The following is a 25,903-nucleotide window of genomic DNA, read 5'->3' on the forward strand; positions in this document are numbered from 1 at the left end:
AGTTAAATCAACTGTTTGTAATTGATATTCGGGCTTCTGAATCCGGAACGAATTGCCGGCGACTCTCCCTACACTGGCTCTACTGTGGCGATGGGCAGCGTTCCCCTCGCCGCGTGAATCAGCGAATTCGAAGAGGCTCTCCGCATGACAAGAACAATCGACGAGAAGGTTGAACTGCTGTTGACCAACCCTGCTGAGTTGGCCGAGCACTCCTTCGAGACCTGGAATCAGCTGCCGCGCGACGAGGTCGATGCGCTGCAACTGGCGGCACTCCAGCGCCGCTTCGCGCAAATGCGCGACAGCATTCCGGTGCTGAAGAAACTCGCCGACGGCGAGGGCGTTGAGCGCATCGAGAAACTCGAAGACCTGGTGCCGCTGCTGTTCGAACACACGGTGTTCAAGTCCTACCCGCCGTCGCTGCTGGAGAAGAACAACTTCACCGCGATCAACAAGTGGCTGAGCCGGTTGGTGATCCCGGAAATCGGCGAGAAGATCCTCGCCACCGACGTCAGCGCCTGCCAGGGCCTCGACGAGTGGTTCGAGACCATGGAGGTGGCGGTGCCGGAGTTGTGCCTCAGCCACACTTCCGGCACGTCCGGCACCCTGTCGTTCCTGCCGCTGGGTTTCCGCGAGTTCGAGAAATCCGTGCAGATCCGCCGCCTCTATGCCTGGGGCATGACCGGCCCGGACAGCCCGGCGGTGGACATGCACTCCGCCTATCCCTACTACCGCAAGGGCTATCTCAGTCACCTGCGCGGTAACGTGATGCTCATGCGTACCGTGTTGCCGAGCCTGGACAACTTCCATGCCGCCTACCCGGCGACGCTGTCCAGCGACGTGCTGCACCTCGGCGCCAAGGTCCGCGCCGCGCATGCCAAGGGCACCCTCGACCGTCTGGTGATCAGCCCCGAGCTGCTGGCCAAGAAGAAGGAATTCGATCAGCTGCAGGCCGACATGCCGCAGCACCTGGCCAACTTCTTCGACGACATGACCGCCAAGCTCAAGGGCAAGCGCGTGTACATCGGCGGCACCTGGAACCTGCTGCACAACATGGCCAAGGCCGGCCTGGAACGCGGTATCGAGGGCGTGTTCCACCCCGATTCGTGGATCGCCACCACCGGCGGCGCCAAGGGCGTGGTGCAGCCCGAGGGCTGGCGTGAGGACGTCATGCGCTTCACCGGCGTGAACAAGCTCAATGAGACCTACGCGATGTCGGAAACGCCCAGCGGTTCGCACGCTAAGTGCGAGCACGGCAACTACCACTTCGCACACACCGCGATTCCCTTCGTGCTCGACCCGGAAACCGGCAAGGCGCTGCCCCGCGAAGGTCGGCAGACCGGGCGCGCAGCGTTCTTCGACCTGGGCGCCGACCTGCGCTGGGGTGGCTTCATCACCGGCGACGAGATCACCGTCGAGTGGGACAAGCCCTGCGCCTGCGGCCGGCCGAGCCGCTACGTGGCCGGTGCCATCGAGCGCTACAGCGACAAGAACGGTGGTGACGACAAGATCACCTGCGCCGCATCCGAACAGTCCCATCGCGAGGCGATGGACTTCCTGAATACCTTCGAGGGCTGATTCATGACCCATCCCATTGCACCGCTGATCATCCGCGGCGAAGTCATCACCGACAACCTGATCGAAGTGGGTGGCCGCGGCGGTGACCTGGCCTTCCTCACCCCGGATGCACACAAGTACATCGACAAGCTGCCGCTGGGTAATCCGGCCAAGCTGGCTGACCTGTACGCGCTGAGCTTCGAGGACATCCTCGACTACTGCGTCGAGCTCGGCGAGCGCCTGGAATTCAGCAAGAACCGCTACCTGCAGGAAGCCTGCGAGCTGTCCTACCTGACCGCGCCGACCACCCCGACCATCGTCAAAGCCTCCTACATGGGCCTGCAGCACATGCTGTCGCGCGAGTTCATCCGCGAGATGGTGGAAACCACGGTGGGCGTCGATTACCTGGAAGGCTGGGTCAAGCAGACCCTGCTCGACGGCACCGAGCTGGAAGTGCGCTGCTTCGGCGCGCGCACCCTGCACATCGTCGCCGGCAACGCCGTGTCGCTGTCGCTGTGGACCATCATCCGCAACATGGTGTTGCGCAGCGACGCGATCATCAAGGCGCCGTCCAACGACCCGTTCACCGCGCTGGCCATCGCCCGCACCATGATCGACATGGCGTCGGATCACCCGCTGACCAAGCACCTCACCGTGGCCTACTGGAAAGGTGGCGACCAGGCTTTTGAACAGCGCCTGTACCAGCCGCAGAACCTGGAGAAGATCGTCGCCTGGGGCGGTTTCGCCTCTATCAAGCACGTCACCCAGTACATCCAGCCGGGCCTCGAGCTGATCTCCCTCGATCCGAAACGCAGTGCGTCGATCATTGGCGAGGGCACCTTCGCCAGCGAAGCGAGCATGCGCGAAGCCGCCGTGCGCCTGGCCGCCGACATCGGTGCGATCAACCAGAAGGGCTGCGTCTGCGCCCGGGTGATCTACGTGCAGAGCGGCACCGACGAGGACGGCCTGGCGCGGTTGAATACCTTCGGCCAGTACGTCTACGAGGCGATGCTCGGCCTGCCGAACACCCTGTCCACCGCGCCCAAGCGCTACGACCAGCGCCTCAAGGCGGAAGTCGACGCGCTGCGCCTGGATGACGAGTGGTACAAGGTCATCGGTGGCAAGGACGGCGAGGGCGCGATCATCTGCTCGCAGATCCCCGAGCCGGTGTCCTTCTCCACCAGCCTCGACGACCGCACCGCCAACCTGGTGCCGGTGGACTCGCTCGACGAGATGATGGACGCGGTGGACTCCTACACCCAGACCGTCGGCGTTTACCCGGAAAGCATCAAGGATCAACTGAAGGACGTCCTGCCGCTCTATGGCGCCCAGCGCATCGTCTCGCTGGGCTACGCGGCGGCGATGAAGTTCGCCGCCCCGCAGGACTCGCTCGAGCCGATGCGGCGCATGGGTAAATGGATTTCCAACCAGATCGCCTCGCCGGAAACCACGGCGGCGCCCTGGCTGCGTCCTTCCATCTGATACCAGGCCCGGTCACGTGATCGGACCGTTTTGTCTCCCTTTCGAGGATTTGTCATGACCAATTGTCTTGCCTACTGCGCCCATGAAGCCCACGCGGATCTGACCCCTTTGCGCATCGAGCGTCGCGCTTTGCGTGACGATGACGTCGCCATCCAGATCGCCTACTGCGGCGTCTGCCACTCCGACCTGCACTTCGCCCATAACGACTGGGGCAGCACCGTATTTCCCTGCGTGCCCGGCCACGAAATTGTCGGCCACGTCACCTCCGTCGGTAGCGCGGTGAGCCGCTACCGGGTAGGCGACCAGGTGGCAGTCGGCTGCCTGGTCGACAGTTGCCAGCAGTGCGCGGCCTGCGAGCAGGGCGAGGAGTCGTACTGCGAGAAGGGCATGACCCCGACCTACAACGGCCGCGACCGCCAGAGCGGTGCCGTCACCCAGGGCGGCTATGCGCAGCACATTGTGGTGCGCGAGAAGTTCGTGCTGCGCGTACCCGAGGCGCTCGACCTGCGCTACACCGGCCCGCTGCTGTGCGCCGGCATCACCGTGTGGGAGCCGCTGCGCACGCATGGCATCAAGCAGGGTTCGCGGGTGGCGGTGGTCGGCCTCGGCGGCCTCGGGCACATGGGCGTCAAGCTGGCAGTTGCCCTGGGCGCGGAAGTCACGGTGATCACCACCTCGCCGGGCAAGGCCGACGATGCCCGTGCGTTGGGTGCCCATCACGTGCTGCTATCCACCGAGCCGGCGGCAATGAAGGGCGCCGCCAGTAGCTTCGACCTGATCCTCGACACCATTCCGCGCAAGCACAACGTTAATCCGTACCTGATGCTGCTCGCCCGCAATGGCAAGCTGGCGCTGGTCGGCGCGCTGGAACCGCTGGAGCCGATTCACGGCGCTCTGCTGGCGTTCAACAATCGCTCGATCTCCGGATCGCTGATGGGTGGTCTCGCGCAGACCCAAGAGTTGTTGGAGTTCTGTGCCGAGCACCAGGTGCTGCCGAACTGCGAGATGATCCGCATGCAGGACATCAACAGCGCTTTCGAGCGCATGGAAAAGAACGACGTGAAGTACCGCTTCGTCATCGACATGGCCTCGTTGAGCGACGTGCAGGTCGACTGAGCCCGAGCCGGGCAGGGGTATAGCTCGGCGATTGCCCCGCGCCCGGGTCGCCCACTCCAAAAGGAGGGGGGCATAAGTGGTCCGATGAGGCTAACTGGCTATGATCTAGAGTTCGTACCAATTGCTTTCGACGGAGAACGTTCATGTCCATGCGATTACCTGCCGCCCTTGGCGCCACTGCAGCGACTTGGTTGGTGACTGCCTGCCTGCAGGCGCCTCTCGCCCTCGCGCAAACCCCCCCTGCCGCACCCGCAGTGGCGATCACCGATCAAGACATCAGCGACGCCTACATCTACCTGCTTGGCCGCCTGTTGGTGACCCGTCAGCAACAGCTGGACTTCAAGGACGGCATGCAGTGGAACACGCTGTACCACCGCAAACCCGGCGCGGTGGACTGGCCCAACCCCAATCTGGATGTGGCCTATTCCGAGGCCTGGGTGGGGATCGACGAGAAGAGCTGTACGCAGGTTACGGTGCCGAAGGTCGTCGACCGTTACTACACGGTGCAATTTCTCAACGGCTGGGGCGAGACCTTGGCCAACATCAACGAGCGTGAATATCCCGAGCATCCGAACGGCGAGTTCGCGGTCTGCCTGAAAGACGCCAAGGTTTCGCTGCCGGCCGACACCCAGCGCATCGACGTTCCCGCGCGCACCTTGCGGGTGCTGAGCCGGGTCGAACTGGGCAAGGACTGGAGTGAGGCCGAGCGCCTGCAGCACCAGTTCAAGATGCGCCCGAGCGGCTCGCCGCAACTGCCGGAAGTGCCGAAAACGCTGATCTTCGAAGGGCAGAAGCTGCCCGGTGTGGAGGCCTTCGACTCGGCCACTGTGGCGCTGCAGGAGCCGGACATCAACCCCGGCATGGAACAAGTGCAGGCCAAGGTGCGCGCCATCGCCGCAGCCATCGCCGACCCGGCGGAACGGGCGCGCGTCGACAAGTCGATCCATACCCAAGCCTTCGCCGACATCGCCAAAGCCTCGCCGATCATCGGCCACGGCACGGCCCGCGACGGCTGGGCTCGTCCGGCCACAGTCGGCACTTACGGCGATGATTATCTGACCCGTACCCTGGTGAACTACGGCGGCATCTGGGCCAACACCCAGAAGGAAGTGATCTACTACCGCGGTGGGCAGGATGCCAACGGCAAGACCCTGGACGGCACCCAAAGCTATTCGCTGACCTTCCCTGGCAAGCAGCTGCCTGCCTCGATGGCCAACTACTACTGGTCGATCACCGCCACCAATGCCAAGACCTTCCTCGTGCTGCCTAATTCGCTGAACCGCTTCTCGGTCAACGATCAGGCAGATCTGAAGTACAACCAGGACGGTTCGCTGACCCTGCACTTCGCGCCGAGCAAGCCGCAGGACGTGGCGGATGGCAACTGGCTGCCCACCGCGCCGGGGCAGATTTACCGCCTGGTGCTGCGCTTCTACGGGCCCAAGGGCGACGTTGCCAGCGGCGAATACTTCCCGCCGGTGATCAAGCACCTCTGAGGCTTCGCCAACGGCAGTTCCGCACCCGGCGGACTGCCGTCTTTACGAGTCATCCATAACAACAAGGACCATCTCTATGCCAATTACCGGCACAGGGCGCCGCCTGGCGCCCGCCCTGCTGTTCGCCGCTTTGGCAAGCGCGCATGCCGCCGATGTGGATGTGGCGCCAGCCAAGCCCGTCGCCGTCACGCTGGACAACTTCATCCGCGCGGAGACCGACCGCTACTTCGGCCTTACCTTGCAACGCGGTGGCCTGGGGCAATTCGCCCACCTGCGCCAGCTGATGCCGGTGGGTGTTCAAACCGTGGTGCGACCGAACCGCGACACGCTGTATTCCACCGGCGTCTTCGACCTGGACGCCGGTCCGGTCACCGTCGCCCTGCCGGAGGCGGGCGGCCGCTACATGTCCCTCGCGGTGATCGACGAGGACCATCACATCAGCGTCCATTACGGCGCGGGCAGCCACACCTTCAGTCGGCAGAGTGTGGGCACCCGCTACGTCATGCTCGGCGTGCGCACGCTGTTCGATCCTACCAAGCCGGAGGACCTGAAGCAGGTCAATGCCCTGCAGGATGCGGTTTCGCTGAGCCAGCCCGGCGGCCCCGGCCGTTTCGAGGCGCCGAGCTGGGACAAGGTCAGCCAGGATGCGCTGCGCCAGGCGCTGATCGTGCTGGGCCGGACGGTGCCGGACTCGCGCGGCATGTTCGGCAAGGCGGGCGAGGTGGCGCCGGTGCGTCATCTGGTCGGCAGCGCCATCGCCTGGGGCGGCCTCCCGGAGAAGGATGCGCTGTACCAGAACATCACCCCGGCGCGTAACGATGGCAACACGGTGTATCGCCTGAGCGTGAAGGACGTGCCGGTCGACAGCTTCTGGTCGGTCAGCGTGTATGACGCCGATGGCAACTTCCGCAAGAACCCGGCGGATGCCTACACCCTCAACAACCTGACGGCGCAGAAGTCTGCCGATGGCTCGGTCGCCATTCAGTTCGGCGGTTGCGAGGCGGCGACCGCCAACTGCCTGCCGATCATGGCGGGCTGGAACTACATGGTGCGCTTCTACCAGCCCAAGCAGTCGATCCTCGATGGCAGCTGGAAGCTCCCGGAGGCGCAGCCGGTCCGCTGAGCAACAAGAAAAAAGCCCGCAGCTGCGGGCTTTTTCTTGGCCATAAAAAAGCCCCGAGCAAACGCCGTCGTTCGTGGAAACGCCAGCGCCGCTCAGGGCAGCAAGGGTAAAGCTTGGGGGTCAGGACACGCGGCGCGTCATGTTCTTCCAGTATTTCTCGCGAACCTGACGGCGCAGCACCTTGCCGACCACGCTGACCGGCAGCGCCTCGACGAACAGGATCGACTTCGGCGCCTTGAAGCGCCCGAGGCGACCCTTGACGTGCTCGATCAGCGCGTCGGCGGAGACTTCCTGGCCAGCCTTGATCACCACCTCGGCATGCAGCGCCTCGCCCCATTCCTCATGGGGGATGCCGACCACCGCCGAGTTGGACACTGCCGGGTGCGAGTTGAGGGCTGCTTCGACCTCCACCGCGTACACGTTGAAGCCGCCGGTGATGATCATGTCCTTCTTGCGGTCGACCAGATGCAGGAAGCCTTCCTGGTCGAGGTAGCCGAGGTCGCCGGACTTCCAGAAACCGTCGACGAATTCGCTGGCGCTGGCCTCCGGGTTGCCGAAATAGCCGGACACCGTGCCGCGCGAGCGCACCCACAGCTCACCGGTTTCCCCGTGCGGCACTTCGCGGCCGTCATCGTCGACGATGATCACTTCGGCGCCGGCGGCGATGCGCCCGGCCGAACCGATCTGTTCATCGCTGGCGTTCAGGTGGTCGGCCTTGCTGAGCATCGCCACCGCGTGCAGGCATTCGGTGGCGCCGTAGATCTGCATGAAGATATTGCCGAAACGCTCCTGGGCCTGGCGCAGTTTGGTCGGGCTCATCGGCGCGGCGCCGTAGGCCAGGCTATTCAGCGACGACAGGTCGTAGCTGCTGGCCTCGGGCATTTCCAGCAGCCGATAGATCATCGTCGGCACCAGCAGGGTCATGGTGATGCGTTCCGCCTCGATGTTGCGGCACAGCTGGACCATGTCCGGAATGTTCTGGGTCACCGTGCAGCCGCCGCGGAACAGCGTCGGCAGCAGGCCGAGACCGGAGCCGTGGCTGATCGGTGCCATGTGCAGGAAGCGGGTGTCCGGCTGGTAGGGCTGCTCGCTCTCCATGTACATGGAGTCGCGCAGCGCCAGCCAGTTGTCCATGGTGTAGGGCACGCACTTGCTGACGCCGGTGGTGCCGCCGGTGAAGCGGTAGGAGACCACGTCGTTCTGGGTGTCGTGGGCGACCTCGGTGGTCTGGTCGCTGATGCCTTCGAGCAGATCCCAGAAGTACAGCAGGCCGTCTTGGCTGTTTTCCGGCGGATCCATGCAGACTGCGGTGATGCCCTGTTCGCGCAGCAGGCCGACATAGCGCTCAAGCAGGCTGTTCTCAAGGAACACCACCTTGGGCTGGATCAGGGCGATCTGCCCGCGGTGCTCTTCGAGCGAATCACGGAAATTGGTGTAGGCGCCGGCGGCCTCGCCTTTCATCGAGGTCCAGGCGTGCAGCAGCGACAGGTTGTCGTTATCGAGGATGCACATATAGATGTCGCCGCGTTTTAACTGCAGGCGCTCGCGCATCATGTTGGCGATGCGGTTGGTGAGCAGGTGCAGTTCGCGGAAGGTGTAGCGGCGGTTGCGCTCGATATTGACCAAGGCTTCCCGGTCGGCGAAACGCACGGCGAGGTTTCTTATCGTGCGTGCGAAGTTCATTGTTGTCATCTTGTTCTCCTTCCCGAATGCCTGGGCTAGCCCGGTCGGGCGTGCGGATGGCAGTCGGTGCCAGCGGCAGAAATCCGCGCGTTCGCGGTCAATGCTGTTATGGGACGACGGCCCCGGAAGCGGCCCGGGCAGCTCGACTGCTCAGTGGCTTGCGGGGTCCGTTCCAGGCGTCCAGTCCATCCGCAGCGGCAGGCCGCTGCGGATTTCGCTGTCGATTCAAGCTAAGAGCCTGTCTACGATCTGCTGCGTGTCGGTCAAACTGCGTTGAAAACGGCTTCGGACTGCTCATTTACAACTCGTAAACTCCGCGTCCTCAGCCGTTTTCGCCTTGTTTGACTCTAGCTCGCGAGATCGTAAACAGGCTCTAAGGCCGAACCCGGCCTCGACTCAAGCCTTCAGGGCTTTCATCGCGGTGTCGATGAACAGCGCAACCTGTGCGTTGGCATCTGTGCGCGGGACGGCGGTGGTCCAGTCGGCGATCTGCTCGATGCGGGCCTCGATGGCTTCCGGCGACAGCTCCGCTTCCGGAATGTAGACCGGCGCGGTCTCTTCCATGCGCACGGCGGTGAACACGCCGGCACCGGCGCCCAGGACCAGCTTGGTCGGAGCGTTTTCGCTGACCAGATACAGGGCACCCGGAGTGACCTGCTCGGGACGGCTGACCTTCAGCAGTTCTTCCGGCATCACGTCGGCAGTCATGCGGGTGGCGGCCATCGGCGCCAGGGTGTTGACGTGGATGTTGTTCTTGCGGCCTTCGATGGCCAGCATGTTCATCAGGCCGACCACGGCCATCTTCGCCGCGCCGTAGTTGGCCTGGCCGAAGTTGCCGAACAGGCCGGCGGCGGAGGTGGTCATCAGGATGCGACCGTAGTTCTGCGCCTTCATCACGTCCCAGACGGCCTTGGAGCAGTACATCGCACCCATCAGGTGGACATTGATCACCGCGTGGATGTCGGCCAGTTCCATCTTGGCGAAGGACTTGTCACGCAGGATGCCGGCGTTGTTGATCAGGATGTCGACGCGGCCGAACTCGGCGACGGTCTGGGCGACCATGACCTGGACCTGCTCGTAGTCGGCGACGTTGGCGCCGTTGGCGATGGCGGTGCCGCCGGCCTGGCGGATTTCCTCGACCACAGCCAGGGCGGAGTCGGTGGAAGAACCGGTGCCGTCACGGCTGCCGCCGAAGTCGTTGATTACTACCTTGGCGCCACGCTTGGCGAGTTCCAGGGCGTGAATACGGCCTAGGCCGTTGCCGGCGCCGGTAACAATGGCCACTTGGCCGTCGAAGCGAATCGTCATTTCGTTAACCTCAAATCAATGAATAGCGAATGTTGCGGCGCGGCCGGGAAGGGCCGCGCCCGTAGTCATTAGGCGCGGCTGAAGATGCCGACGTGTTCGGTCGATTCCTCGACGCGCCACAGGCCGCCGCCGTTGCCTTGCATGGCGATGCGCGCGCCTTCCACCTGACGCTTGCCGCAGTCGCCGCGCAACTGCTCGACCAGCTCGAAAATCTGGCCGATGCCGGTGGCGCCAATCGGGTGGCCCTTGGATTCCAGGCCGCCGGACGGGTTGACCGGCAGGCGACCGCCCAGGGAGCTGTCGCCGCTTTCGGCCATCACGCCGCTCATGCCCGGCTCGCACAGCCCCAGGGCCTCGATGGCGAGCAGTTCGCCGATGGCGGTGGCGTCGTGCACTTCGGCCACGTCCACGTCCTGCGGGCTGATCCCGGCCTGTTCGAACGCCGCCTTGCCGGCCAGGTGGGTGCAGCCCTTGTCGAAATCGTCGGCGGCACGGGCCGAGGCCGAGCGCACCACGGAAGCCAGCACCTTGATCGCGCGGCTCTTGTCGAAACCGTATTTCTTCAGTGCCGACTCGGTGCAGAGGATCGCGGCGGCGGCGCCGTCGGAGATCGGCGAGCACATCGGCAGGGTGATCGGGTAGGTGATCGGCGGCGCGGCGAGGATTTCCTCGATGCTCATGGCGTTGCGGTACTGCGAACGCTCGTTGTGCACCGAATGACCGTGGTTCTTCGAGGACACGGCGGCCAGCTGGCGCTGGGTGATGCCGTAGCGCTCCATCAAGCCACCACGGCCCAGCGCCGCGTAGATGTCCATGAACGGGCTGTAGGGGTTTTTCGACTGCGAGCCTTCCGGCGGTACGATGCTTTTGCCCATGTTGCTTAGGTACTGCTGGTTCTCCTCGAAGGTCTCGATGTCCCAGGCCGACTCGAAGGCGGAGAACATCTTGGCCTTGTCGCTGTAGAACATCTTCTCTGCGCCCACGGCGATGGCGACATCGGCGGCGCCGGCGCGCAGTTGGGTGACCGCCAGGTTGAAGGCGTGGCTCGACGAGGCGCAGGCGCCCTCGATGTTGAAGATCGGGATGCCGTCCAGGCCCAGCGGCAGCAGCGCCACCTGGCCACGGATCATGTGCTGGCCGTCGAAATGGCCCTGGGTGCAGTTGCCGAAGAAGCCGACTTGGACCCACTTGCGGTCGCAGTTGGCATCTTTCAGGGCGTCTTCGACGGCCCAGGCGGTGAGTTGCTTGATGCTCTTGTCCGCGTGGCGACCGAACTTGGTCATACCCACGCCGACGATGTAGACGTTTTCCATAGTTACCTCGAGTTCTGTTGAGTGACGGGGCGCGGATCAGTAGCCTTTGAAATCCGGCTTGCGCTTCTCGGCGAAGGCGCTCACGCCTTCGGCCATGTCGTAGGAGCGTTGGTGATCGCGCAGGGCCAGCAGTTCGTGGCGCAGCGCGTCGGCACGGCTCTTGTCGGTGGCTTCGTCGCAGACTTTCTTCATCTTGCGCAGCACCAGCGGGCTCTTGTCGGCGAGCTTGTCGCCGATGGCCTGGACGCGGGCGACCAGTTCAGCGTCGGCCACCACTTCGCTGACCAGACCGTACTGCTTCATGTCCTGGGCTGGCAGGGCGTCACCGGTGAACAGCATGTACTTGGCGATGTTCTCCGGAATCTTGCGCGGCAACACGGCAGCACCGCCGCCACCCGGGAACACGCCGAAGTTGGAGTGCGCGTCGCCGAAGCTGGCGCTCTCGGCCGCGATCACGAAGTCGCAGCACAGCACGGTTTCCAGACCACCGGCCAGGGCCATGCCGTTGACCGCGGCGATCACCGGTTTCGGGAAGGCGCGCAGGCGGTCGAAGAACGCGACGATGGTGTCCAGCAGATCCATTTCGCCCGGCTGAGGGGTGCCGCCGGCCTTCAGGTCGGCGCCGGCGCAGAACGCCCGGCCGGTGGCGGTCAGGGCTACCACGCGCACGCTGGCGTCGTGTTCCCAGCCTTTCAGGCACTCGATCATGGCGTCGAGCATTTCACGGTTCAGGGCGTTCATGGCCTTCGGACGGGTCAGGGTGATCCAGCCCACCTGGCCCTTCACTTCAAAGGAAACCGACTCGCTCATTTTTTATCCTCACTCAGCGTTCAAATGGCGTTTTTGCTCAGATGGGACCTTACGTCAGGCGCTTTTTATCGGACCCCTCCCTTAATGGACGGGTGGGGAGGGGAGTGGGTGTCAGGCGCGCGAAGCGGGCTTACCATCGGGCTGCGGCGCGGGTCCAGGGCCGGTATCCACGGGTTGGCGGCTGGCGTCCGGCGGCGGCGCGGATGGCGGGAATTGTCATGGGCGGGTCGGCGGATGCCTGCCACGCTAGGCAGCTTTATCGGCATGCCGGCCGGGGCGTCTCGTCCCGAACCTGCCATGATGGTGTTGACGGTCGGCTCTGCGTGGCGCGGCCGATGTGCAAGGCGGAGCAGTCAATCGATGCAAACCACGGTAATGAATTCCGAAAATCTGCTGGTGGCGACCAAGTTCTCGCCACCACGACTGAACACCCGACACATCCCGCGTGTGCACCTGCTTGGGCGGCTGAGCGAGGCGCAGGACAGCACCGTCACGCTGATTACCGGCGGAGCGGGGTTCGGCAAGACCATCCTGCTCGCGCAATGGCGGCAGGAACTGATGAAGGCCGGGGTCGAAGTGGCCTGGCTGTCGTTCAGCCATGACGACAGGGAATTCCGCAGCTTCTTCTCCTACCTGTTGGCGTCTCTGCAGCATCTGGGCATCCAGATCGACGGCGAGATGCTCAATGCGGAAGGCGGCGACCAGTCGATGAGCGCGGTGGTCGCGGTGGTGACGCGGGCGGCGGAGGAGATCGGTCGCGAGTTGTACCTGCTGATCGATGATTACCAGCACATCGAAGCGCCTTCGGCCCATGGGCTGATCCAGAAGCTGCTCGATCACTGCCCAGCGAACCTGCACATCGTGATCGCCTCGCGTACCATTCCGCCGCTCAGCCTCGGCCGGCTGCGCATGCAGGGCTATGTGGCGGAAATCGACTTCGCCGAGCTGCCTTTCGATCTGGAGGAGACCAAGGCCTTCTTCGCCCAGAACCTCACCAGTCTGGAGCTGACCGCCGATGAGGATCGGCTGATCCATGACCTGACCGGCGGCTGGCCGGCCAGCCTGCAGCCGATCGCCACCATGCTGCGCGTCCGCCCGGCGAAGCGCGCGAAACTACGCTCGCTGCTGTGGAAGTCGTCCGATCTGCAGGCCTATCTCGCCGAAGATGTGGTGGCGTGCCTGCCCGAGGAACTGGTCGAGCTGATGGAGAAGATCTCGATCTTCCGGCGTTTCAACGCCGAGCTGGCGGAGTTCGTGGCGCAAGATTCGCGCGCGCTGGAACTGATCAAGCTGGCCGAGGACGAGAACCTGCTGATTTACCGGGTGGACTCGGACGACAGCCTGCCGTGGTACCGCTTCCATCCCTTGTTCGGCGAGTTCCTGTCGCAGCGCTTGGCGCAGCAGGGCCAAGCGGTGATCGAGGCGCTGCATGGGCGGGCCAGCCAGTGGTTCGCCGAGCACGACTTCCTTGCCGAATCGATCCGCCATGCCAATCTGTGCGGTGACCTCGACTACGCGGTGAGTGCGCTCGAGCAGGCCGCGACCACCACCTGGAGCATGGCCTACATCGGGCCGATGCTGCACCTGCTTGATCGGTTGCCACAGGAAACCCTGTTCGCCCATCCGCGCCTGTTCGTCCTCGGCTGCCTGACCTACGCCCTCACCGCCAGGCCGGAAAAAGCCGAGCGCTGGCTGGAGCAGATCCGCCGCACCGAGGCGGCGAAGAACCCGGCGATTTCCTCGCGCTTCGCCCTGGCCGACGCGGCGGTAGCGATGCAGCTCGACGACCTCAAACGGGTCATCGATCTGCTCGAGCCGACCCTCAAGGCACCGGTGGAGAACCGCTCATTGCGCTACATCAGCCTGTCGGCGTTGGCGGTGGCCTACCTGACGGTCGGCCGCTTCGAGGATGTGCGCCGGCTGTTCGATGACAACCCGATCAATCCGGACGATCGCGAAAATGACATGGCGATGGTCTTCGAAAGCAATCGCGCCCTGGCCTACCTGACCAAGGGCAGCGTGCGCGAGGCCGAGCGCATCGGTGCCGGCGTGCTGGCGCGTGCCGAGGCCGGCTATGGGCGCGGCTCGGTGGCCGCCAACCTGTGCGCCGCGACGCTGAGCGACGCCTACTACGAGCTTGATCGCATCGACGATGCGCTGGAGGTGCTGGCCAATCGCTCTGGCATCCTGCAGTTTTCGATGCCGGACGTGATGGCGCGCGCCTCGTTGTGCCGCGCGCGCATCGAAGTGCTGCGCGGCGAGCCGCAGGACGCCCTGCGTTTCCTCGAAGACCAGGCGGCGCACTTTCATCTGCTCGGCCTGAGCCGGCCGCAGGCGATGATGATCGCCGAACAGGCTGCCTTGCTGTTGGCGATGGGCGAGCGTCGGCAGGCCGGTGAGCTGCTGGCGCGGCTGCAGGGTCTGGCGGCGCAGGGCGGCAGCGCCGGCGGGCAAGGCGAGATTGCCGCGATCACCGCGGCGGTGCGCGCGCGTACTGCGATTTCCGATCGCGACCCGGCTGCCGCGCTGGTGGCGCTGGCCGAGGTCCGGCGGTTCGGTGAGCAGCATGGTCGCGGCCGCGCCATGGTGAAGACCAACCTGCTCGCCGCGATCGCGCACGACATGCAGGATGACAGCGAAGCCGCCGCCGCCGAGCTGGCCCAGGCGCTGCAAACCGGCGCCACGCTCGGCCTGGTGCGCACCCTGCTCGACGAGAGCGAGGCGATGGAACTGATTGAGCAGCTGCGCGCCGCCCTGCCGCTGGACGCCTTCACCGCACAGTATCTGGCCGATCTGCTGGCGCACCTGGCTGCGGAGGAGGGCGCCGCGGATGCGGCGGTGGCGCGGGACGCCAGCAGCGGACAGCCGGCGGTGCTGACCCCGCGCGAGCTGGAAATCCTCAGCCTGATCTCCCAGGCCATGTCCAACAAGCGTATCGCCCTGACCCTGAATCTGACCTTCGGCACGGTGAAGTGGAACGTGAAGAACATCCTCGCCAAGCTCGGCGTGTCGAGCCGCTATGGCGCGATTACCACGGCCCGCCAGCAGGGTCTGCTCAAGTAAGCGTCGGCCTAGGGCCACACGGATGTGGCCCGCAACGAAGATAAATCTCCACAGCCCCCCCGCTATACCCCTTTGGTCGACGGCAACAGGATCGTCAGGATCCCCAGCAGAGGCAGGAACGAGCACAGATAGAACACGTATTCGATGCCATGGATATCCGCAAGATAGCCCAGCAGCGCACCGCCGATACCGCCAAAGCCGAACATCAAGCCGAAGAAAATACCGGCGATCATGCCGACGTTGCCTGGCACCAATTCCTGAGCGAAGACCACGATGGCTGAGAAGGCCGAGGCGAGGATAAAGCCGATGACCATGCTCAGTACGCCGGTCCAGAACAGGTCGGCGTAGGGCAGCGCCAGGCTGAAGGGGGCGACGCCCAGGATAGAAAACCAGATGACCTTCTTGCGCCCGATCCTGTCGCCGATTGGCCCACCGAAGAAGGTGCCTGCCGCGACAGCGCCAAGGAACAGGAACAGGTGCAGCTGGGAGTTGGCAATCGACAGGTCGAACTTCTCGATCAGGTAGAAAGTGAAGTAGTTGGTGAAGCAGGACATGTAGAAATATTTGGAGAACACCAGCAGCGCCAACACCCCCAAAGCGGCAGTCACTCGGCGTTTCGACAGCCCGTGAGTGGCCTGGCTGCCCTGCTTGAGCTTGAACAGATCAAGGTGCTTGCGATACCAGCGGCTCAGCCCGTAGAGCACCAGAATCGCGAACGCCGCGAACAAGCCGAACCAGGCAACGTGGCCCTGGCCGTAGGGAATCACGATGGCCGCCGCCAGCAGCGGGCCGAAGGCGCTGCCGGCATTGCCGCCGACCTGGAAGCTCGACTGGGCCAAGCCGTAGCGCCCGCCGGAAGCGAGGCGGGCGATGCGCGAAGCTTCCGGATGGAATGTCGACGAGCCAATCCCGACCAGCGCCGAGGCCAGCAGAATCGCCGGGAAACTACCGACGAAGGCCAGGAGGAGGATGCCAACCAGCGTGCACAGCGAACCGGCGGGCAGCAACCACGGCTTGGGGTGGCGGTCGGTGTGGTAACCCACCCATGGCTGCAGCAGCGAAGCGGTGAGTTGGAACGTCAGGGTGATCAAGCCGACCTGGGCGAAGGTCAGCCCGTAATTGGCCTTGAGCATCGGGTAGATCGACGGCAGCACGGCCTGGATCAGATCGTTGATCAGGTGCGCCAACGCGCAGGCGCCGATCACGCGCATGACCAGGGGGCTGGCTTGGTTAGCTATCGATGGGGCAGCCAAGGGCGAGGCAGTGGAGCTAAGGGGCATATTCGATCTTCCAGACAAAAACAGCGTGATCTGCGGACTAGCTGTTCAGCAGAAATGCGCTGCGAGATTTCGGAGTGCGCGGCTATGCTAAATTTCGTGAATCTGCCTGTCTCGCGAAATTGGGGTGGCAACTCTCTTAAAAAGGGCGAAATGATCAAGCCACTGCATGAAGCTGTCGTAGAGATCGATGAGGCGACTGGTTGGTGAGTGGCAGCGCTACTGACTACCCGGACGGTTGGCGTATCGATCCGCACAGCCACCAAAAACACCAACTGATTTACGCCATCCAGGGTGTGATGGTCGTTCACTCTGAAATGAGCCAGTGGACTGTGCCGCCCAGTCGGGGCATTTGGATGCCCAGTGGGAAAATTCACGCCATTCGCTGTGTCGGGCCGGTGAAAATGCGCAGTGTGTACGTGCGCCCCGATAGCACGCTGGAGCTACCTAGCGAATCCAAGGCGGTGAGCATCTCCCCGCTGCTGAGCGAGTTGATCAAGGCCTCCATCGATATCGCTGAGCCCTTTGATCCGAACTCACGGGAATCAAGGGTCATGAACTTGATTCTGGATGAGCTGAAAATCCTCCCGACTTTGCCGTTACACCTGCCTCAGCCGGCGGACCCGCGCATCGAGTCCATTTGTACAACCCTGCTTAACGATCCGGGCGATGGCTCAACGCTGGCGGATTGGAGCACTCGCTTGAGCCTCGATGAAAAAACCATCCAGCGGCTGTTTCAGAAGGGCGCCGGGATGACCTTTGGTCAGTGGCGTCAGCAAGCTCGGCTGTTACTGGCGTTGGAACGCATAGCGGTGGGGGAGAAGATCATCGACGTCGCCGGCGAACTGGGTTACGAAAGTCCGAGTGCCTTCACCACCATGTTCAAAAAACAGTTCGGCACGACACCCAGCCACTTCTTCAAATAAGCCGTTCTACCCAGGCGGCGCTCGACACCAGCAGCAGTGTCGAGTTGGTTTCCCGCTAAGAATACCCCCGTGTTTGCTCTTCAAGGCGAACGTCTACAGCGCTTTCCGGACGTTCTGCGTCCGCGTGCGCGCATCGTTTGTCTGTCCTCGTCACCCATGCCCTGTTGGGGCGGCGTTCGCCTGCCGCTTTAGCCGGGGGGGGCTATCCCCTCCCGATAGGGAAGGAGCGACGCTGGCGGCGCTCATCTCATGCTGTAGGCGTGGACAAACCGACGGCCTTCCGTGGCCGGCCGCCTTTGATGGCGCCGCCGTGGATCAGGCCTCGCAGCAAAACGCTGTGTCGGTGGGCACCCCCCCAGACAGACGAGGAAGACAATGAGCGATACATCTGCAGTATTCCTGAGCGAGCAGGAAGTCATGATCCGCGATTCCGCCCGCAAGGTGGCGCAGGAAGTGGTCGCGCCGACTGCCGCCGAGCGCGACCGCACGGGTGCCTGGCCGCGGGAGGAACTGAATGCTATCGCCGAACTCGGCTTTCTCGGCATGCACATCCCCGAAGAGTACGGCGGTGTCGGCCTGAGCTTCGTGGAGTACTGCCTGACCATCGAAGAATTTGCCGCTGTCGATGCCGGCTTTGCCACTGCCCTGCATGTGCACAACTCCGTCGCCTTGTCGATCTACCGCGACGGTACCGAGGAGCAGCGGCAGCAATGGCTGCCGGCCATGATCCGTGGGGAAAAGATCGGCTGCTTCTTGTTGAGTGAACCGCACGCCGGTTCGGATACCGCCGCCTTCCGCACCTCGGCCCGCCGCGATGGCGATGACTATGTGTTGAATGGCAGCAAGCAGTTCATCTCCAACGGCGGCGAAGCGGGCGTAGCCATCGTGGTGGCCGTCACCAACAAGGACGCCGGCAAGAAAGGCGTCAGCCTGATCATGGCCGACCCGAGCACCCCGGGCTTCGTGGTCACCCGCAACGAAGAAAAGATGGGCCAGCGTACGGCCAACCTGGCGGCGATCCAGATGGAGGGCTGCCGTACGCCGGTGAGCAACCTGCTGGGCGCCGAAGGGGCCGGCTACAAACACATCATTGCCGGCCTGGACGAAGGCCGGGTGGCGATTGCTGCGCTGGCGACCGGTGTAGCGCGTGCGGCACTGGAAGCCGCGGTGAAATACGCCAAGGAACGCGAAGCCTACGGCGCGCCGATCATCAATCTGCAGGGCGTGGCGTTCGATCTGGCCGACATGGCGACCCAGGTGGACGTCTCGCACGTGTACATGCTGCACGCCGCCCGTCTGTGCCAGGCCGGGATCCGCTGCCCGAAGGAAGCCTCGTTGATCAAGCTGTTCGCCAGCGAGATGGTCGAGAAGGTCTGCTCGGATGCGATCCAGGTTCACGGCGGTTATGGCTACCTCACTGACTTCCCGGTCGAGCGCTATTACCGCGATGCGCGGGTGATCAAGATCTATGAAGGCACCAGCCACATTCAGAAGCTGATCATCTCGCGCAACCTGTAACCGCCGCGCCCGGCCGCCCGCGTGCGGCCGGGTCGATCCAACTGTGAGGGAGCAGGATCATGAGTAACCAGACAAACGCCGCGGTGCTGTACGAGAAAATCGGCAAGACCGCGGTGATCACCCTCAACCGGCCGCAGACCCGCAACGCCTTGGAAGAGGCCGTCATGGCGGCGCTGCCCGAGGTGGTGCGCCGCGCTCGCAACGACCGCTCGGTGGCCTCGGTGGTGCTGACCGGCGCCGGCGGCGCGTTCTGTTCCGGGGCCTACCTGGGCGAGGCGAACGACAACGAGAAGACCTTTATCGGTCGCGACATCGTGCTCGACTCGCAGGACTGGTTCGCCGAGCTGGCCAATATGGAAAAGCCGGTGATCGCGGCGGTCGATGGCGTCGCCGTGGGTGCCGGTTTCTCCCTGGCACTGGCCGCCGACTTCATCTTCCTCAGCCCGCGGGCGCGGCTGATGCCGTCGTTTCTCGGCGTCGGCCTGGTCCCCGACCTGTCGATGATGTACGTGCTGCCGCGCCTGGTCGGCTTGGCCAAGGCCAAGGAAATCGTCTTCTCCGCGCTTCCGGTGGCGGTTGAGGACGCCGTCGCGCTGGGTATTGCCCAGGCGGTGGTGCCGGCGGAAAGCCTGCTGGATGAGGCGCTCGCCTATGCGCGGCGCTTCGACAACGCACCGCCCAGGGCGCTGGCGCTGGCCAAGACCATCCTCAATCGTTCCTTCGAGACCGATCGGGCGGCGCTGACCCAGCTGGAAGCGGCGGCGCAATCGTTGTGCGTGGCCAGTGATTATCACGCCGAGGCGCTGCGCCGCTTCATGGCCAAGGAGCCGGCGCTTTATCCGGCTGCTGCTCGCCGGCCTTCCTGACCGGATGGGCGCTGCGCGGCGCGCGGCCTTCCGCTCGCTGCCCCCCCCCTACGACTGCCTGGAGGGGGAGGGGCAGCTAGCGCTTTCGATGCATACCCTGAAATTCATGGTTTCACCGCACGCCAGCCTTGCCCGTCAGGGTCGGTTTGGTGGCGGTGACTAACAGAAAAACGAGAGGAGAAAGACATGACGCAGAAAGTCGTTGTCGCCGGTGTTGGCATGATTCCATTCACCAAGCCCGGTCAGAGCGAAACCTATCCGGTGATGGGCGAGCAAGCGGTGCGCATCGCCCTGGCGGACGCCGGTGTCGGCTATGAGTCGATCCAGCAGGCTTACGCGAGCTATGTCTTTGGCGATTCGACCAGTGGTCAGCGCGTGCTCTACAACGTGGGCATGACCGGCATTCCGGTCATCAACGTCAACAATAACTGCGCCAGCGGCTCCACCGCGTTGTTCCTGGCCAACCAGGCGATCGCCAGCGGCATGGTCGACATCGTGCTGGCCTTCGGCTTCGAGCAGATGGTCCCCGGCGCCATCCCCAGTGCCTTCGCTGACCGTCCCAGCCCGCTGGAGCTTTTCCTCGACCAGTGCGACCGCAACGTGCCGGGCGCCGCGGCCATCCCCTCGGCGCTGCGCATCTTCGGCAGCGCCGGCATCGAGCATATGAAGCGCTTCGGTACGCCGCTGGAGACCTTCGCCAAGATCCGCGCCAAGGCCAGCCGCCATGCGGCGAACAACCCCAAGGCAGTGTTCCGCAAGATCGTCACCGTCGAAGACGTGCTCGCCGAGCAGGTGATGTGGCCGGGCGTGATGACTCGCTCGATGGCCTGCCCGCCGACCTGTGGTGCCGGCGCTGTGGTCCTGTGCAGCGAGTCCTACGCGAAGAAGCACGGCCTCGACCGCCGCGTGTCCATCGCTGGCCAGGCGCTGACTACTGACGGCGCGGAAACCTTCACCTCCGGCGACATGCGTGATCTCGCTGGTTACTCGATGTCCCGCGCGGCGGCCAACAAGGTCTACGAGATGGCCGGCATCGGCGCCAAGGATGTGAGCGTGGTCGAGCTGCACGACTGCTTCGCGCAGAACGAGCTGCTGACCTACGAATCGCTCGGCCTGTGCCCGGAAGGTGGCGCGCAGAAGTTCGTCGACGACGGCGACAACACCTACGGCGGCAAATTCGTCGTCAACCCGTCCGGCGGTCTGCTCTGCAAGGGCCACCCGATCGGCGCCACCGGTCTGGCGCAGTGCACTGAGCTGGTCCAGCAGTTGCGCGGCCAGGCCGAGCAGCGCCAGGTCGAGGGCGCGCGCATCGCCCTGCAGCACAACATCGGTATCGGTGGTGCGGCCGTGGTCACCATGTACCGCAAAGACTGACGGGGACCCGCCATGGACTTTCAACCCGATGCCGGCCTCGAGGCGTTCCGCCAGGACGTCCGGCAGTTCATCGCGCAGGTGCCGGCCGAGCTGAAAGGCCTGCAGCGTTGCGTGCGCTCGCCGCGCGAGCAGATCCAGCGCTGGCAGCAGTTGCTCGATGCGCAAGGCTGGGGCGCGCCGTACTGGGCCACGGAACACGGCGGCACCGGCTGGTCGGTGCCGCAAATCCTGGTGTTCGACGACGAGTGCAGCGCCGCCGGCACGCCGACCCAGGACGGCTTCGTGCAGAAGATGCTCGGCCCGGTGCTGAACGCTTTCGCCACGCCCGAGCAGAAGGCCGAGCACATGCCGGCCATCTTCCGTGGCGAGCGCCTGTGGTGCCAGGGTTTCTCCGAGCCGGGCTCCGGCTCCGACCTGGCCTCGCTGCGCACCCGCGCCGAGCGCGATGGCGACGACTACATCATCAACGGCCAGAAGATCTGGACCAGCTACGCGCATGACGCCGACTGGATTTTCCTGCTGGTGCGCACCAGCGCGGAAGGCAAGAAGCAGGCGGGGATCAGCTTCCTGCTGGTGGACATGAAAACCCCGGGCGTCACCGTGCGGCCGATTCGCAGCATTGACGATGCGCACCACCTCAACGAGACCTTCTTCGACAACGTGCGGGTGCCGGTGCAGAACCTGATCGGTGCCGAAGGGCAGGGCTGGAACATCACCAAGTTCCTGCTCAACAACGAGCACGCCACCACGGCCGACCTGCCGGAGCTCAAGCGCTACATGCGCGAGCTGCGCCAGTTCGCCACGGCGCTGCGCGTTGGCGACCAGGCGCTCGGTGCGCAGCCGGCGTTCGCCCTCAAGCTGGCGCGCCTGGATGCCGAGCTGCAAGCCATCGGCATGCTGGTGCAGCGCGTCGCGCGCCTGGAGCAGCAGCACGATCCGGCCTCGCATGTGCTCGGTTCGATGCTGAAGGTTCGCGCCACCGAGCTGCAGCAGCGCATCACCGAGGCGCAGCTCGAGGCACTCGGCGATTACGGTGCCATTGCCTATCCGCATCCGCACGAGGCGGCGCCCGCGCAGCCTTATCCGCTGCAGGCGCTGGCCCGCGGCATTGCCAACGACATGTTCCTGCGTCGGGCATCGACTATCTACGGCGGTACCAGCGAGGTACAGCGGGGCATCATCGCCAAGATGCTGTTCCAATTTTGAGAGGGGAGCAGGCATGGATTTCCAACTGACGTCCGAGCAGAAGCTGCTGCAGGACAGCGTGCGCCGCTACGTCGACAAGGCGTACGGCTTCGAGGCGCGCACCGCGCTGCTGCACAGCGGTCGCAACGGCAGTGCGGCGAACTGGCAGCTGTTCGCCGAGAACGGCTGGCTGATGGCTGCGTTGCCCGAAGAGTACGGCGGTCTCGGCGGCACGCTGGTGGACAGTGTGATCATCAGCCAGGAACTGGGCCGCGCCCTGGTGCTCGAGCCGTACCTCGGCTGCGCAGTGCTGGCGGCACAGACCCTGGTCGCCGCTGGCACGCCGGCGCAGCAGGAGACGCTGCTGCCACAGCTGGCCGATGGTAGCTATCGCCTCGCCCTGGCCTACAGCGAGCCGGCCTCGCGCGGCATGCCGGACATCGTCGCGCTGCGCGCCGAGCGCACGGGCGACGGCTTTGTGCTGAACGGCAGCAAGTCGCTGGTGCTCGGTGCGGTCGGCGCGCAGGCCTTTATCGTCTCTGCGCGGATCGAAGGAACTTCGGGCATCAGCCTGTTGCTGGTCGACGGCGACAGCGCCGGGCTGACCCGCCAGGCGCTGCCGCTGCATGACGGCAGCTGGGTCGAGGAACTGACCTTTGCTGGCGTGCGGGTAAGCGCGGATGCGCTGCTCGGCGAAGCCGGCCAGGGCCTCGGCGCACTGCGCGCCGGCCTGGCCAGCGGCATCGTGACACTGTGCGCGGAGCTGATCGGGGTGATGGAAAAGACCATCGAAGTCACCGCCGAGTACCTCAAGGTGCGCAAGCAGTTCGGCGTGCCGATCAGTGCCTTTCAGGCGTTGCAGCACCGCATGGCCGACATGGCTGCCGAGCTGGAGCTGTCGCGTTCGATGCTGCATGCGGCACTGGCCTCGCTGGCCAATGACGAGGAACCGGCGCGCCTGAAGACCCTGTCGGCCGCCAAGATGCTGATCGGCCGGGCGGCGAAGGTCGTCTGCGGTCAGGGTATCCAGCTGCATGGCGGTATCGGCATGACCGAGGAATATCTGGTCGGCCACTACTACAAGCGTGCTGTGGTCGCCGACCTGCTGCTGGGCAGCAGTGACAGCCACGAAGCGCTGTGCGCTGCGGCGCTGCAGGCCGAGCTCGGCGTGTAGGCGGCCCCCAAAAGGTGATGTCCCAATTATGTGCTGAGACGACACGCTGAACCGTAGGGTGGGTTAGCCGTAGGCGTAACCCACCGACCCTGCTGGACGCCGATGTCCAGGTCAGCACCGCTGGTTGGTTACACCGCTATGCGGCTAACCCACCCTACAAAAGCGCTGCTCAACACGTTACGGGGACACAGTCAAAAAACCATTCGTATCCAATTCATTCGAGTACGTACCGATGAAAAGCTTTGAGAATCTGACCGAACTGCAAGGCCAGGTGGGCGAGGTGATTGCCACCAGCGACTGGCTGACCATCGACCAGCAGCGCATCAATACCTTCGCCGAGGCCACCGGCGATCAGCAGTGGATCCATGTCGATCCGCAGCGCGCGGCCGAGGGACCGTTCGGCAAGCCGATCGCCCACGGCTTTCTAACCCTCAGCCTGCTGCCGACCCTCATGACCAACGCCTTCGAGATTCGCAACGTGAAGATGGGCGTGAACTACGGCTTGAACAAGGTGCGCTTCGTCCAGCCGGTGCCGGTCGACAGCCGCCTGCGCGCGCACTTCAAGGTGCAGTCGTGGGAAGCGCTGCCAGGCAATGGCGCACAGATCACCTATGAGATGACCGTCGAGATCGAAGGCGTGGCGAAGCCCGCTTGCGTGGCCGAAGCCATCCTGCGGGTGTTCGGCTAAGCGGGTGGCCTGTGTGGCTAGTTCAATTAGTCAATTTCGGCGCCAGACGTCCCGCTACTGCGTTGCCGCTCCTCGCCATAGCCCTGCTATGACTCGTCGCGGCGCCTTGTCTCGGAACCTCTGGCATCCGAACTTGAGTTAATCCACTAGCCGTACAGGCCACTAGACGCGGTGGCGTGGACTCGCCGGAGATTGATGTCGTCTCCGGCGGGCCAAATTTGCGTTTTTCAGGCCATGGGGCGGGTCACCGCGCCATGGCCTTTTTCGTTCTAGGCGGCCGGTGCGCGACGGCTTGAACGCGTCGTCACCGGGTCACCCTCCCCCCCTATTACTCCACTTTGGGAGGGGCGGGCCCACTGCTTCCCTCATTACCCTCAAGTCGAGGCTAGGGCTCTGCATCGATGGCCCGCTCGTGTGTTTCATTCAATCGATGAAGGTGCTCCCGCCTGCCGAATACCGCTGTTCTGGCGGCTCCGAGGCTGGCGTGCATCACTTGATTTCAGACCCTAGAAAGGTGGAGACATGACTAAACTCACAAAAACCCTGATCGCGGCCGGCTTGCTGGCGGCGCATGCAGGCGTGCTCCATGCGGCAGTGTCGGCAACTGAGGCCCAGAAACTGGGCACCACGCTGACTTCTTTTGGAGCCGAAAAGGCCGGCAATGCGGATGGCTCGATTCCCGAGTACACCGGTGGCCTGACCACGGCACCGGCTGGCTTCGATGCGAGCACGGGCATTCGCCCCGATCCATTCGCCAGTGAAAAGCCGCTGTTTTCGATCGATGCGAAGAACATGGATCAGTACGCGGCCAAGCTGAGTGAAGGGGCCAAGTCGCTGCTCAAAAACCAGCCCGGTTATCGCATCGACGTCTATCCGACCCATCGTACCGTGGCCTATCCGCAGTTCGTGCTCGACAACACCGTGAAGAACGCCACTCGCGCGTCGCTGTCCGCGGATGGCCTGTCGGTGCAGGGCGCTCGCGCGGGCACCCCGTTCCCGATCCCGAAGACCGGCAACGAGGTGATGCTCAACCACATCGCGCGTTTCCAGGGCCTGCGCTTCGTCATACCCAAATATACTGCCTACAACGTCAACGCCTCCGGCCGCAAGGTGATTTCCACCCAGGGCATGTGGGCCAACGAATCGGCGTTCTACGACTTATCGCGTCCGGCCGATGAAAACCTGATGACCCGTGCCCGCGCCAACTACAGCGGCCCGGCGCGTCGTGCCGGTGAGTCGCTGCAGACCGCCGAGCCGATCGACTACACCACCCTCGGTCGCCGCGCCTACCAGTACCTGCCCGGGCAGCGTCGCGTGCGCCTGGCGCCGGACCTGGCCTACGACACGCCGAACCCGAGCACGTCCGGCATGTCCACCGTCGATGACACCAACCTGTTCAGCGGCAAGATGGATCGCTACGACTGGAAACTGGTCGGCAAGAAGGAGCTGTACGTTCCGTACAACACCTATCGCTTCACCTATGCCGACAACCCGGACGAAGTGGTCGGTCCCAAGTTCCTCAATCCGGACGTAGTGCGCTGGGAGCTGCACCGCGTGTGGGTGGTCGAGGCGACCCTGAAGGAAGGCCAGCGCCACATCTACGCGAAGCGTACCTACTACCTCGACGAGGACAGCTGGGCGGCTCTGGCGGTCGATCAGTACGACGGTCGTGGGCAGCTGTGGCGCCCAGGCTTCTCCTACATCACCGCGCTGTACGACCAGTCGGCGATCAACAACACGCCCGTCAGTCATTACGACGTTATCGCCGGAACCTACTACATCAACCTGTGGCCCGGTAAATACGGTCTGAAGATCAGCAACAGCCTGCTGCCGGACAGCAAGTGGACGCCGGACAACCTCGCCGGTACCGGGATTCGCTGAGTTTTCCCTGCATCGCGCATGCGGCGTCGCCACTGGCTCCGCATGCGCATTTCCCCCAACAGACGATCG

18 protein-coding genes and 1 pseudogene are annotated in these 25,903 nt (G+C 64.2%); 14 read left to right on the plus strand and 5 right to left on the minus strand.

The window, feature by feature from the left end:
- The first annotated feature begins 144 nt into the window (after positions 1 to 144).
- The 5 genes from NVV93_RS09385 (at position 145) to NVV93_RS09405 (ending at position 6,768) form a co-directional block, all read left to right on the plus strand.
- Positions 145 to 1,575, plus strand: coding sequence for a hypothetical protein (locus NVV93_RS09385; RefSeq protein WP_258254167.1), 1,431 nt, complete (start codon positions 145 to 147; stop codon positions 1,573 to 1,575).
- A gap of 3 nt (positions 1,576 to 1,578) precedes the next feature.
- Positions 1,579 to 3,036, plus strand: coding sequence for an acyl-CoA reductase (locus NVV93_RS09390; protein ID WP_258254168.1), 1,458 nt, complete (start codon positions 1,579 to 1,581; stop codon positions 3,034 to 3,036).
- 54 nt (positions 3,037 to 3,090) lie between these two features.
- On the plus strand, positions 3,091 to 4,152 hold the full coding sequence (locus NVV93_RS09395; RefSeq protein ID WP_258254169.1) for an NAD(P)-dependent alcohol dehydrogenase: 1,062 nt from the start codon (positions 3,091 to 3,093) through the stop codon (positions 4,150 to 4,152).
- A 143-nt stretch (positions 4,153 to 4,295) separates the two neighbouring features.
- Complete coding sequence (locus NVV93_RS09400; RefSeq protein WP_258254170.1) at positions 4,296 to 5,645, plus strand: DUF1214 domain-containing protein; 1,350 nt, start codon at positions 4,296 to 4,298, stop codon at positions 5,643 to 5,645.
- A gap of 76 nt (positions 5,646 to 5,721) precedes the next feature.
- A complete protein-coding gene (locus NVV93_RS09405) occupies positions 5,722 to 6,768 on the plus strand; it encodes a DUF1254 domain-containing protein (protein ID WP_258254171.1) in 1,047 nt (348 codons plus the stop codon).
- Between the two features lie 120 nt (positions 6,769 to 6,888).
- On the opposite strand, the gene NVV93_RS09410 is transcribed toward NVV93_RS09405, so the two are convergent.
- From NVV93_RS09410 to NVV93_RS09425, 4 genes are all read right to left on the minus strand, one after another.
- The gene (locus NVV93_RS09410) at positions 6,889 to 8,460 is read right to left on the minus strand and encodes an AMP-binding protein (RefSeq protein WP_258254172.1); all 1,572 of its coding nucleotides are present in this window, start codon (positions 8,458 to 8,460) and stop codon (positions 6,889 to 6,891) included.
- Positions 8,461 to 8,847: 387 nt separating this feature from the next.
- Positions 8,848 to 9,759, minus strand: coding sequence for an SDR family NAD(P)-dependent oxidoreductase (locus tag NVV93_RS09415; protein WP_258254173.1), 912 nt, complete (start codon positions 9,757 to 9,759; stop codon positions 8,848 to 8,850).
- 68 nt (positions 9,760 to 9,827) lie between these two features.
- Positions 9,828 to 11,072, minus strand: a complete 1,245-nt coding sequence (locus NVV93_RS09420; protein ID WP_258254174.1) for a thiolase family protein — start codon at positions 11,070 to 11,072, stop codon at positions 9,828 to 9,830.
- 36 nt (positions 11,073 to 11,108) lie between these two features.
- Positions 11,109 to 11,882 carry an enoyl-CoA hydratase/isomerase family protein gene (locus NVV93_RS09425; protein ID WP_258254175.1) on the minus strand — a complete coding sequence of 258 codons (774 nt, stop codon included), beginning with the start codon at positions 11,880 to 11,882 and terminating at the stop codon, positions 11,109 to 11,111.
- Between the two features lie 360 nt (positions 11,883 to 12,242).
- On the opposite strand from NVV93_RS09425, the gene NVV93_RS09430 reads away from it, so the two are divergent.
- Positions 12,243 to 14,945, plus strand: coding sequence for a LuxR C-terminal-related transcriptional regulator (locus NVV93_RS09430; RefSeq protein ID WP_258254176.1), 2,703 nt, complete (start codon positions 12,243 to 12,245; stop codon positions 14,943 to 14,945).
- A 62-nt stretch (positions 14,946 to 15,007) separates the two neighbouring features.
- Here NVV93_RS09430 and NVV93_RS09435 read toward each other — a convergent pair whose 3' ends face one another.
- On the minus strand, positions 15,008 to 16,225 hold the full coding sequence (locus NVV93_RS09435; protein WP_309137389.1) for an MFS transporter: 1,218 nt from the start codon (positions 16,223 to 16,225) through the stop codon (positions 15,008 to 15,010).
- A 150-nt stretch (positions 16,226 to 16,375) separates the two neighbouring features.
- Here NVV93_RS09435 and NVV93_RS09440 point away from each other — a divergent pair.
- From NVV93_RS09440 to NVV93_RS09475, 8 genes and pseudogenes are all read left to right on the plus strand, one after another.
- Positions 16,376 to 17,148 (plus strand): annotated as a pseudogene (locus tag NVV93_RS09440) (helix-turn-helix domain-containing protein).
- Between the two features lie 375 nt (positions 17,149 to 17,523).
- On the plus strand, positions 17,524 to 18,666 hold the full coding sequence (locus NVV93_RS09445; protein ID WP_258254177.1) for an acyl-CoA dehydrogenase family protein: 1,143 nt from the start codon (positions 17,524 to 17,526) through the stop codon (positions 18,664 to 18,666).
- Between the two features lie 59 nt (positions 18,667 to 18,725).
- Positions 18,726 to 19,532 carry an enoyl-CoA hydratase/isomerase family protein gene (locus NVV93_RS09450; RefSeq protein WP_258254178.1) on the plus strand — a complete coding sequence of 269 codons (807 nt, stop codon included), beginning with the start codon at positions 18,726 to 18,728 and terminating at the stop codon, positions 19,530 to 19,532.
- 186 nt (positions 19,533 to 19,718) lie between these two features.
- Positions 19,719 to 20,906, plus strand: coding sequence for a lipid-transfer protein (locus tag NVV93_RS09455; protein WP_258254179.1), 1,188 nt, complete (start codon positions 19,719 to 19,721; stop codon positions 20,904 to 20,906).
- 12 nt (positions 20,907 to 20,918) lie between these two features.
- A complete protein-coding gene (locus tag NVV93_RS09460) occupies positions 20,919 to 22,112 on the plus strand; it encodes an acyl-CoA dehydrogenase family protein (protein WP_258254180.1) in 1,194 nt (397 codons plus the stop codon).
- Between the two features lie 13 nt (positions 22,113 to 22,125).
- The gene (locus NVV93_RS09465; protein WP_258254181.1) at positions 22,126 to 23,265 is read left to right on the plus strand and encodes an acyl-CoA dehydrogenase family protein; all 1,140 of its coding nucleotides are present in this window, start codon (positions 22,126 to 22,128) and stop codon (positions 23,263 to 23,265) included.
- 232 nt (positions 23,266 to 23,497) lie between these two features.
- Entirely contained in the window at positions 23,498 to 23,953 is a 456-nt protein-coding gene (locus tag NVV93_RS09470) for a MaoC family dehydratase (protein ID WP_258254182.1), read from the plus strand.
- Positions 23,954 to 24,475: 522 nt separating this feature from the next.
- A complete protein-coding gene (locus NVV93_RS09475) occupies positions 24,476 to 25,834 on the plus strand; it encodes a DUF1329 domain-containing protein (RefSeq protein WP_258254183.1) in 1,359 nt (452 codons plus the stop codon).
- The last annotated feature ends 69 nt before the right edge of the window (positions 25,835 to 25,903 follow it).

The sequence above is a fragment of the Pseudomonas sp. LS44 genome (assembly GCF_024730785.1).
Lineage (GTDB): Bacteria > Pseudomonadota > Gammaproteobacteria > Pseudomonadales > Pseudomonadaceae > Aquipseudomonas.

Coding starts and splice junctions, on each gene's coding strand:
- NVV93_RS09385 (WP_258254167.1), top strand. CDS start 145: ATGACAAGAACAATCGACGAGAAGGTTGAACTGCTGTTGACCAACCCT.
- NVV93_RS09390 (WP_258254168.1), top strand. CDS start 1,579: ATGACCCATCCCATTGCACCGCTGATCATCCGCGGCGAAGTCATCACC.
- NVV93_RS09395 (WP_258254169.1), top strand. CDS start 3,091: ATGACCAATTGTCTTGCCTACTGCGCCCATGAAGCCCACGCGGATCTG.
- NVV93_RS09400 (WP_258254170.1), top strand. CDS start 4,296: ATGTCCATGCGATTACCTGCCGCCCTTGGCGCCACTGCAGCGACTTGG.
- NVV93_RS09405 (WP_258254171.1), top strand. CDS start 5,722: ATGCCAATTACCGGCACAGGGCGCCGCCTGGCGCCCGCCCTGCTGTTC.
- NVV93_RS09410 (WP_258254172.1), bottom strand. CDS start 8,460: ATGACAACAATGAACTTCGCACGCACGATAAGAAACCTCGCCGTGCGT.
- NVV93_RS09415 (WP_258254173.1), bottom strand. CDS start 9,759: ATGACGATTCGCTTCGACGGCCAAGTGGCCATTGTTACCGGCGCCGGC.
- NVV93_RS09420 (WP_258254174.1), bottom strand. CDS start 11,072: ATGGAAAACGTCTACATCGTCGGCGTGGGTATGACCAAGTTCGGTCGC.
- NVV93_RS09425 (WP_258254175.1), bottom strand. CDS start 11,882: ATGAGCGAGTCGGTTTCCTTTGAAGTGAAGGGCCAGGTGGGCTGGATC.
- NVV93_RS09430 (WP_258254176.1), top strand. CDS start 12,243: ATGCAAACCACGGTAATGAATTCCGAAAATCTGCTGGTGGCGACCAAG.
- NVV93_RS09435 (WP_309137389.1), bottom strand. CDS start 16,225: ATGCCCCTTAGCTCCACTGCCTCGCCCTTGGCTGCCCCATCGATAGCT.
- NVV93_RS09445 (WP_258254177.1), top strand. CDS start 17,524: ATGAGCGATACATCTGCAGTATTCCTGAGCGAGCAGGAAGTCATGATC.
- NVV93_RS09450 (WP_258254178.1), top strand. CDS start 18,726: ATGAGTAACCAGACAAACGCCGCGGTGCTGTACGAGAAAATCGGCAAG.
- NVV93_RS09455 (WP_258254179.1), top strand. CDS start 19,719: ATGACGCAGAAAGTCGTTGTCGCCGGTGTTGGCATGATTCCATTCACC.
- NVV93_RS09460 (WP_258254180.1), top strand. CDS start 20,919: ATGGACTTTCAACCCGATGCCGGCCTCGAGGCGTTCCGCCAGGACGTC.
- NVV93_RS09465 (WP_258254181.1), top strand. CDS start 22,126: ATGGATTTCCAACTGACGTCCGAGCAGAAGCTGCTGCAGGACAGCGTG.
- NVV93_RS09470 (WP_258254182.1), top strand. CDS start 23,498: ATGAAAAGCTTTGAGAATCTGACCGAACTGCAAGGCCAGGTGGGCGAG.
- NVV93_RS09475 (WP_258254183.1), top strand. CDS start 24,476: ATGACTAAACTCACAAAAACCCTGATCGCGGCCGGCTTGCTGGCGGCG.